2 protein-coding genes are annotated in these 2,114 nt (G+C 58.1%); both read right to left on the bottom strand.

Annotation, left to right across the window (positions count from 1 at the left end):
• Positions 1–232: 232 nt before the first annotated feature.
• Positions 233–844 (bottom strand): transposase, encoded by a 612-nt coding sequence (locus tag QZY48_RS16970; RefSeq protein ID WP_295433105.1) that lies wholly within the window; start codon positions 842–844, stop codon positions 233–235.
• Between the two features lie 4 nt (positions 845–848).
• Positions 849–1,436, bottom strand: a complete 588-nt coding sequence (locus tag QZY48_RS16965) for a helix-turn-helix domain-containing protein (protein ID WP_295433103.1) — start codon at positions 1,434–1,436, stop codon at positions 849–851.
• Between the last annotated feature and the right edge of the window lie 678 nt (positions 1,437–2,114).

Below are 2,114 nucleotides of genomic sequence, written 5' to 3'. Positions count from 1 at the left end.
TTCATCGCCGACCTGGCGACTCCGTTGATTCGGGAGGCGATGGAATCGGTGCGTACTATTGATGTCGAGAACTGGGCAAAAACGCATATCGGTGCGTCGATGCTGGCCCGGCGTCGGCATGCTCTCATTGATTGGGCATCAAACACTAAAACTGTATGAAGATAATTTGTGGAATAGGTGGGATATTGAACACCCTAGTACCGCGTGATGGAAGTGCTCGGACCATTTTAAGCTAGGCAACCAGCGGCTTTCCCTGGTAGGTCCAGCGGAACGGCTTAGCCATCGTCTTGTTGAAATAGTCGATGAAGTTTTCGATTTTCTGGCACAGGTCGTCGACCGATAAGAAATTCCCTCGCCGAATAACTTTTCGTATCAAAATCGAGAACCAGATTTCGATCTGATTCAGCCACGAGCTATGTTTTGGCGTAAAGTGAAAAACGATGCGATGGGTGGGATCGCACAGAAACGCTTGGCGGGTCGCCACGGATTGGAGAATTCCGCACTTGCCTTTGACCCCGAGGTCGCCTTCAAAGCCGATGTTATCAGCAACTAAACGCACGACCGACTCCGAGGAATGGGTGTTGAGATTGTCCATGACCAAGTGCAACTGCAACGGTGGCGAGCACTGCGAGCACTCGGCGATCATGGGAGATAAGAAGTAGGCAAAATCCGCCTCGGTGCGCGTCGGGCCGAGTCGCCCAGTAACCTTCCCAGTCGCGACGTCGAACTCGGCAATCAGGGTATGGGTGCCGTGGCGGATGTACTCGAACTCGCGGCGCTCGATGCGCCCCGAGGTCATCGCCTGGGTCGGGGCAATTCGTTCAAGTGCCTGAATGCCTGTCATTTCGTCAATCGATGCAGTCTTGATCCCGAGCGCCGCCCGCGCCGATGCGAGGCGGTAGGTTTCGCAAATGTCCTCGCATTTTTCCGCGAAATGCGCGTCCGGCTTGGCCTTCAGCCAGTATTGCGAGCGATGCGGTTTGAGGTCTGCTTCTTTTAAAAAAGCGCCCGATGGAGCGCGAGGAGATCGAATCTACAATTCCCCGTTTTATCGCTTCGTCGGCGATCTCACGCTGCGTCCAATGCGTGATCGCCCGCCCGCTGTCTTCCGGCGCTTCGCAGGCCAGCGCGACGATCGCGCAGATCTGCTCGGTGGTGAAGGTTGGCGGCGTGCCGGAGCGCGGCGCATCCGACAACCGCTCCGCGACGCTCGCGCCGGGGTTCTCCGCCCACCGCCGCCGCCACGCTTGGACCGTGGAGCGACCGATGCCGAGTTGGTCCGCCGTCGGCCGCACGCCGACACCCTGACCCGCCAGCAGGATAATCCGCGCACGCAGGACCAATTGCTGTGGGCAGGTCGCTTGTCGCTCAAGCGACTCCAATTGTCGACGCTCGCGATCGGTTACGAGGACAGGGGCAGGACGAAGCAGGGGCATCGCAAAAATCCGAACAGGCTATAAAAAATGCTATATTATAAAACACTCTTCAGAAACGGTATCAGAATTTTCATCATGCGGTACCAGTCGCGCTCCACAAGCCTATTGCAGGGAAGGTGAGTAGAGGAGTCCTCCGCAGGTACCCGGGAGTATCCGACCCGCTGCCCGCGTCGTCAAGGGGGTACGCCGGGGTGCGCGCCAACGGCGCGCGGCCAGGTCTTGCTCTCGAGCCGGGGCTCTGCCCCGCCATGCCGTCTTGGCGGCTCGGTCGCCCGTGTTGCCTCGGGTTGCCGCCTTGGTCTGGCGGTAGAGCCGCCAAGACCCGGTGCCGAGGGGGACCCTCGGCACCAGAAGAAAGCGGAAACCGTAGTCTGGCCCCGGTTTCCGGCCCCGGTTTCCTGGCCCCGGTTTCCGCGGTTTCCGTGGCCCCGGTTTCCGCCCCCGGTTTCCGCCGTTCCGCGTCATTCAAGGGATCGTCATCTTGCGGCTATCCGGGCGTCATAGCTGATTGCTAGGATCCAGCCCAACGCCGTTAAGTTAAGGTGATTTCTGTTAAAAATATTACCCGAGAATAGGCTTGATAAAAATGTCATATTTTGGCAAGGTCGGGCTGCGCTTCAACCGTGCTTCGACGTCTTCCATCAATTTCTTCGATAGGCTGATGCCCTTTTCATAGAC

Source organism: uncultured Thiodictyon sp., from assembly GCF_903828115.1.
Classification (GTDB): Bacteria; Pseudomonadota; Gammaproteobacteria; order Chromatiales; family Chromatiaceae; genus Thiodictyon.
Note: the sequence above shows the minus strand (reverse complement) of the source record. Positions and strands in the feature narration are given on the sequence as shown.

What these genes read in the sequence shown, in the direction of transcription:
- QZY48_RS16970 (WP_295433105.1), bottom strand. Translation starts at nt 844, where the DNA reads ATGACAGGCATTCAGGCACTTGAACGAATTGCCCCGACCCAGGCGATG.
- QZY48_RS16965 (WP_295433103.1), bottom strand. Translation starts at nt 1,436, where the DNA reads ATGCCCCTGCTTCGTCCTGCCCCTGTCCTCGTAACCGATCGCGAGCGT.